This window comes from Saccharopolyspora sp. NPDC002686, assembly GCF_040295745.1.
In the GTDB taxonomy this organism is placed as follows: domain Bacteria; phylum Actinomycetota; class Actinomycetes; order Mycobacteriales; family Pseudonocardiaceae; genus Saccharopolyspora; species Saccharopolyspora oryzae.
Genome location: NZ_JBEOVY010000405.1, coordinates 1 through 6,437, shown reverse-complemented (window position 1 = coordinate 6,437; position 6,437 = coordinate 1). Strand labels below are relative to the sequence as shown.

The following is a 6,437-nucleotide window of genomic DNA, read 5'->3' as shown; positions in this document are numbered from 1 at the left end:
GCGCGCCGGTTTCGCGCGGGCTCTCGGGGGTGCCCGTCCCCCGGGTTTTGGGGGGGGGGTGGGTCACGGTGTGGTTTGGGGGCCCCTCGGCCCCCCAAACCACTCACGAAGCGGAAGCCGCTGTCAGGCTGCGATGGGTTGGGTCGGGACGGTTTCGCGTAGCGTCCGCAGGGCGTTGTGGAGGCGGCTCTTCACCGTGCCCGGGGGGACTCCGAGGGCCTTGGCCGCTGAGGCCGCCGTTCGGTCCGCGTAGTAGACCTCGACGACGGTCGCCCGGTGGACGGGGGAGAGGTTCTCGAGCATTTGCCGGACGACGAGCTTCGTCTCGACCTGGTCGTTGGCGCTGGGGGCGATCGCCGCGTACTCCAGGTCCCGTTCCGGGAGGCCGACTTCGGTGGGGCGGGCGCGGCGGCTCCGGTGCTGGTCGACGGCGATGTTGTGCGCGACCCGCAGGAGCCAGCCGCGGACCGAGCCCAGGTTCTCGGTGAGGCGGTCGAGGTTCCGCCAGGCCCGCACCCACGTCTCCTGCACGACGTCCTCCGCGGCGAACCGATCGCCGTTGGTGAGCCGTGTGACGTACGAGTGCAGGGCATCGCCGTGGGCGCGCATCACGTCTTCGAGCTGAACACTGGGCATTTCCGCTCCCGCCGATTCGCCTGCTGCCTACGACGGCAAGCCTCGCGTTCGGGAGCGCAGCGGTCTGTGGGCTTATCCCTCCACTTCGGGGGATGCCCCGCGTTCCGGGGTAGGGATGTCCCTACGACAGCGCCGAGCAGGGCGTCACGTCCGGGCCGTTGGCCGCGCCGGGGACCCAGGCGATGTTGCGGAACGTGGCGTCGAACGGGCCCTGCGCGTAGACCAGGAACGAGGTGTTGACCCGCTTCGGGTCGAGGCCCTTCTCGGTGAAGCAGCGCAGCGGGATGGCGACCTTCGACTGCTGGCCGACCGGCAGGCCGCGGAACAGCTCGCTGGCCTCCAGCGAAGCGCCGCACGGGTAGCCGCAGTGCGTGGCGATCGTGGCCGAGCCGGCCAGCGGCCGGTTCACCACCACGTCGAACACCAGCGCACCCTGGCTGTCCACGTAGGACGACAGGTCGCGGGTGTTGTTGCCGGTCTGCAGGTAGACCTGGGCGGGGGATTCGTCCTTCCAGTCGACGCGCAGCCCGTCGCCGGTGCTGGCGGTGATCGCCGAGTGCTTCGCGTTGTGCCCGACGACCTCGGTGCCGTCCCACTTGTCCTGCGACGCGATGTAGGCGTGGTACGGATCGACGGTGTCGTCGTCGAGCACCATGAGCGGGCCGGGAGCCTGCGCCGCAGCACCGTCCGAAAGGGACGAAGCCGGGGCTTCCGCTGCGGTGTTCGCCTCGTGCCCGCCGCCGAACAGGAACAGCCCGCCGGCCACCGCGGCGACGCCCACGACAGCGGCCGCGACAGCCGGAACCAGCCAGCGCCGGCGCTTCGGTTCAGGAGCCGGAGGTTCCGGAACCGAAGCGGGCGGCTGGGCGAGCGCGCGCGTCCCGATCGTGGCCGCGCCGAGCGCGACGGTGAACTTCGGGTGGTGCGCCATCCGCACCGGCTTGTCGAACTGCTCGAATACCATCTGCGTGACCAGCGGAACCCGCGACGACCCGCCCGCCAGCAGCACCGCCGACAGGTCGTCACCGCGCAGCCCGGCCGAGGCCACGGTGCGGCGCAGCGCGTCGACCGCGACCTCCACCGACGGCCGGATCGCCGCGTCGAACTCCCGGCGCGTGACCGTCAGCTCGCGCGGCCCCGACGGCAGCGGCACGGTCAGCGCCACGTCCGGCTCGGTGGACAGGTCGATCTTCGCGCGCACGCACAACGCCCGGATCTGCCCGAGAACGTCGGCCGCAGCGGGGTCCAATCGGCTGATCTCGCCGTCGAGCCGCTCGTCGACGAGAGCGAGCATCGCGTCGTCGAAGTCCATGCCACCGAGGTGCTCGACGCCCTCCGGCGTGCCGAGGATCTCCATGCCGTCGGCGCACATCCGCAGCACCGTGGTGTCCAGCGTGCCGCCGCCGAGGTCGAACACCGCGACGACCTCGCCCTCGCCGAGCGTCCGCTCGCGGCTGTAGTGCGTGGCCGCGGCCTCCGGCTCGGTGATGACCCGCACGTCGTCGATGCCGGCGAGCCTCGGCACCTCGGCGAACTGCTCGCGGCGGTAGGGGCCCCAGATCGCCGGGCAGGTCAGCACCACCGATCCGGGCGGCCCGCCCATGTCGGCGCGGACCCGGTCCAGGACGTCCCGCAGCTGCGCGGCCATCAACGCGCTCGGCGAGTAGGTGGACCCGCCGAGTACCAGGGGCGTCGGGTCGCCGAGCCGGCGCTTGAAACCGCGACCGAGCCGCGCCGGGTCGGCTTCGCTCTCCGCCGCGGCGAGGCCGGTCAGCAGCGTGCCGTCCGGCGCGCGGTAGGCCAGCGACGGGACGACGATCTCCCGCGACAACGGCACCATTCGCGTCCCCGCAGCGTCACCGACGGCCGCGGATGTGAACGTCGTGCCAAGGTCGATCCCGATCGCGTACGACACGCCACCTCCTGTGAAACCCGGTGCTGCTTACCAATCAACCACACGCAGGTTGGACGATCCGACCCGAATCTAGGTTGTCCGCGCAAGCCGCAGGTTGATCCATCGAGGCGACTTGGTTGCAGTTCGGGACACGGGGGTAGGGATATCCCTACCCCGGCCGAGGGGTCGCACCCTTGTCGTCGCGGCGGTCGTCGACAACGCTGGCAACGGTGCACCGCTTCGTTCGTTGGATCCGCCGGTCGGGGGCAGTGCTGCCGACACCGCTCCGGCCGCCCGACCGCGCCACTGCGCGGCAGCGCTACCGGCTGGAGCGGATGCTGCACGACGGCGCGGTCGCCGAGATCTCGGCGCTGGCCCTGGAACTGGGGATGATCTACGACACAACGCGCGACGAAGCGGTGGCGGGGCAGGTCGAGACGGCGCAGCGCCGGGTCAACGGGATCCTGGACGACCTGCGCAGCGTCGAGTCGTGGATCTACCCGCCGGTGCTGGCCAGCGCCGGCCTCGGCCCCGGGCTGCGGGCCGTCGCCGAGCGGTGCGACCTGCGGCTCCTCCTCGATCTGCCGCAGGTCGAACTCGGTTCCCAGACCAGGGCGCGGGTCGGCCTGCTCATCGCCGACCACTTCCACACCTTGTCGCCCGGTAGCGTGGTGCGGGTGCGCGTGAAGGGACGTCGGATCATCCGGGTGAGCATCACCGACCAGCAACCAGGCGGCGAGGCCCGCCGCGCCCACCGGGCGGTGCTGCGGTGCGCGTAGCGATCGCCGAGGACGGTGCCCTGTTCCGGGAAGGCCTGGTGCTGCTGCTGGAAGCCGCCGGGCACGAGGTCGCGGGCTGCTTCAGCGACGGCGAGCAGCTGATCGCCGCGGTGGCCACCGATCCGGTCGACGTCGCGATCCTGGACATCCGGATGCCGCCGGGCCCCAACGGCGGGCTCGTCGCGGCCGAGCGCGTGCGCGCGCTGCACCCGGACATCGGGCTGCTGCTGCTGTCGCACTACGCGGAGACGCACTACCTGATGCGCGTGCTGGAGATCGGCGCCGAGCGGATCGGCTACCGGCTCAAGGAGCGCGTCGCCGGGGTGCAGGTCCTCGGCGACACGCTGGACCGGATCGCCGCAGGTGAGATCGTCATCGAACCCGCGCTCGCCCGGCGGTTGGTGCAGGGCAGCGCGGGTCAGGACGACGGCGCGATCGGCAAGCTCACCGAGCGGGAGACCGACGTGCTGCGGCTGATGGCCGAGGGCCGCGCCAACAACGCGATCGCGCAGGAGCTGTTCATCTCGGCCAAGGCCGTGGAGAAGAACATCGCCTCGATCTTCACCAAGCTCGGCCTGCCCGGTGACGCGACCGTGCACCACCGCCGCGTGCTCGCCGTGCTGGCCTACCTCCAGGCGCAGCGGATCGACGGGTCGGTGCGTTGAGGGTTCGGCGCTGGTTGTCCTCCGCGGGACGGCCGCCGCACGAGGTCGCCGCCGCCGAACCACCGGAGCGGCTGGCCGCGGCCCTGGTCCGCAACCTGGCGGAAAGCACTGGTGGGAAGGCTGTTCACGCGGTCCCGGCCGAGCGCAGCCACGTCGTCGTCGAGTCCTGGCCTGCCGGGTTGTCCGGTGTCGCCGACGCGGTGGGGGAGGAGCCGGTCGGATCGACGGGCGGTTCGCTGTTCCTCATCGCGCCGACCAAGTGGGACGACGCGGCGCGCTCGTTGCTGCGCGACACGGCGGCCTGGCTCGGGGTGGCGGTCCAACTGTCGCGCCTGCACGTCGACCACTCCGCAGCGGACCTGCGGGCGCAGCGCCTGACCGCGGAGCTGAGCAGTGCCCGCGCGCGACTCGCGCAGGTCCGCGACCTGGAACGACACCGGCTGGTCCGGGCGATCACCGAGACGACCCTGCGCGATCTCGACGAGGTGCGCACGTCGCTGCGGGCCGCGGATGAAGGCCGGGGGCTCGCCGGGGCGGAGAACGCGCTGGAGGAGCTGATCGACGACTTCCGGTCGGTGGTGCGCGGGGTGTTCCCGTCGATGCTGCCCGACCGCGGTCCGCGCGCGGCGCTGGAGGAGCTGGCGGCGACCCTGCCGCGCCCGGTGACCTTCGCCGGCGACCTCGGTCGTCGAGCCGGTTGGCAGCTGGAATCCGGCTTCTACCACGCGGTTTCGGCTGTGCTGAACCTCATGGCCGACCACCCGGTGACGGTCACCTTCAGCCGGGACGACGCGCTGCGGGCCAGGATCGAGGCACCCGCCGAAGTGGACCTGCGGCTCAGCCAGGACGTGGAACGGCTCGCGGTGCTCGGCGGCGAGATGGAAGCGGTCGTCGACGGCACGACCGTCGTCGCGGTGCGGCTCCCGGAGCGGGTCGAGCCGGTCACGCCCGCGGTCGACCCCGCTGAGCTGGAGCGCAGTGCCATCTACCGGAAGGTGCGCGACCTGGTGCGGCGCGGCCAGGACGGGTCGCCGGAGTGGGAGGCGATCGCGGAGCAGCTGACCGCGCCCCCGCTCGCCGCGAACGCCCCGGTGATCGCCGCGCGCCGGGCGATGGTGGCGATGCGCGACCTCGTCGGCAAGCTGCCCGCCGACCACGAGCTGCGCTGGGCCGTCGAGCAGGTGGCCGCCGACGCGCACGAGTTCGCCGAACTGGACCTGCTCGACGAGCTCGAGAACGGCCGAGTGCTGCGCGGCGCGAGCGCTGCTGCGGCCCGGCTGCTCGGTGCCGACGGCATCGACCCGCGCAGCCGCCTGGGCCTGCCCGCCGACGCAACCGACGAGGACGTGCTGGTCGCAGCCCGAGCTGCGGTGTCCGGTTGGCGCGCGCACGCCGAGCACCCGGTGGTCGGGAGACGCGATCGCGCCGCCTGCGAGGTGCTCGTCCGCACTGCGGAAGGCCTGCTCGCGCCGTCCTGAACGGTCAGAGCGGGACGACGCCGCGGACGGCGGTGCCCGCGCCGGGCGCGGAGCGGACCTCCACGACACCGCCGACCGACTCGGCCCGCGCGGTGAGGTTGGGCAGGCCCAGGGACGCGTCGAAGCCCGGCCCGTCGTCGGCGACGGAGAACATCAGGCCCTCGTAGCTGTCCCACGCGGTGACGCTGATGTGCGCGCCCGTCGCGTGCTTTCGCGCGTTGTTCACGGCTTCGAGGAGGATGTAGTAGACGGCCGATTCGACCGGCGTCGGATAGCGGCGCCGCAGCCCCGAGAGGTCGAGCGCGACGGTGTCGTGCCGGTCCAGCTCGGTGCGCAGCGCCGCTGCGAGGCCTTCGGAGGCGAGGACGTCGGGCAGGATCCCGGCGGCGGTCTCGACCAGCACCCGCTCGGCTTCGTCCAACTGCGCCATTAGTTTCGCGACGTGCTCGCTGCCGGCGCCCGCGTGCTCGGCGAGCGCCAAGGACATGCGCAGCGCGACCAGCTGGTGCTGCGCGCCGTCGTGCAGATCGCGCTCCAGCCGACGGCGCTCGGCTTCCATCTCGGCGGCGGCCCGCCACCGGTCGTCGACCAGCGCACGAGCGGCCCGGTCGCCGACGCGGCGCAGGCGATCGGTCTCCCGAGCGAGCCCGATCATCGCGACCGGTGCGCCGAGCACGGCAGCGACGCCGGGCAGCGTCCCGACGGATTCCGGTGTCAGGGCGAGCTTTCCGCACACCGAGCCGCCGTGTTCGACGTCCTGCTCCACCCACGACTCGCCGTCGCCCCACTGGAACCGCTGCTCCCCGATGACGAGCGCACAACCGGTTGCGCCCACGGCGCCACCCACGGCTTCGGCGAGCGCACGCGGGTCCGGAGGTCCGCCTCGGGCCAGCTGCGCGGTGATCGCCTCGGCTGCCCGCCGCTCGCGGTTCCGCAGCATCACGCGCCCGTCTGCTCCGAGGCGGCCTCGATCACCTCGTCGAGC

The 6,437-nt window shown here is 72.6% G+C and carries 6 protein-coding genes; 3 read left to right on the top strand and 3 right to left on the bottom strand.

The genetic code is table 11. The features are described 5' to 3' along the window. Positions 1-123 precede the first annotated feature (123 nt). Together ABTZ89_RS33895 and ABTZ89_RS33890 are read right to left on the bottom strand one after the other, a co-directional pair. Entirely contained in the window at positions 124-636 is a 513-nt protein-coding gene (locus ABTZ89_RS33895) for a sigma-70 family RNA polymerase sigma factor (protein WP_270952320.1), read from the bottom strand. A 121-nt stretch (positions 637-757) separates the two neighbouring features. Then, positions 758-2,551, bottom strand: coding sequence for an Hsp70 family protein (locus tag ABTZ89_RS33890; RefSeq protein ID WP_351052518.1), 1,794 nt, complete (start codon positions 2,549-2,551; stop codon positions 758-760). Between the two features lie 209 nt (positions 2,552-2,760). Here ABTZ89_RS33890 and ABTZ89_RS33885 point away from each other — a divergent pair, with 209 nt between their 5' ends. Genes ABTZ89_RS33885 through ABTZ89_RS33875 form a run of 3 tightly spaced genes read left to right on the top strand, consistent with a single transcriptional unit; the run spans position 2,761 to position 5,452 of the window. Beyond that, positions 2,761-3,309 carry a histidine kinase gene (locus tag ABTZ89_RS33885; protein ID WP_351052515.1) on the top strand — a complete coding sequence of 183 codons (549 nt, stop codon included), beginning with the start codon at positions 2,761-2,763 and terminating at the stop codon, positions 3,307-3,309. After that, complete coding sequence (locus ABTZ89_RS33880; protein ID WP_270952317.1) at positions 3,300-3,974, top strand: response regulator transcription factor; 675 nt, start codon at positions 3,300-3,302, stop codon at positions 3,972-3,974. Before ABTZ89_RS33885 ends, ABTZ89_RS33880 begins: the two co-directional genes overlap by 10 nt. A gap of 14 nt (positions 3,975-3,988) precedes the next feature. Beyond that, positions 3,989-5,452 (top strand): hypothetical protein, encoded by a 1,464-nt coding sequence (locus tag ABTZ89_RS33875; RefSeq protein WP_351052512.1) that lies wholly within the window; start codon positions 3,989-3,991, stop codon positions 5,450-5,452. A 4-nt stretch (positions 5,453-5,456) separates the two neighbouring features. Here ABTZ89_RS33875 and ABTZ89_RS33870 read toward each other — a convergent pair. Further along, the coding region (locus ABTZ89_RS33870) for a sensor histidine kinase (RefSeq protein WP_351052509.1) at positions 5,457-6,437 on the bottom strand (981 nt) is incomplete at its 5' end.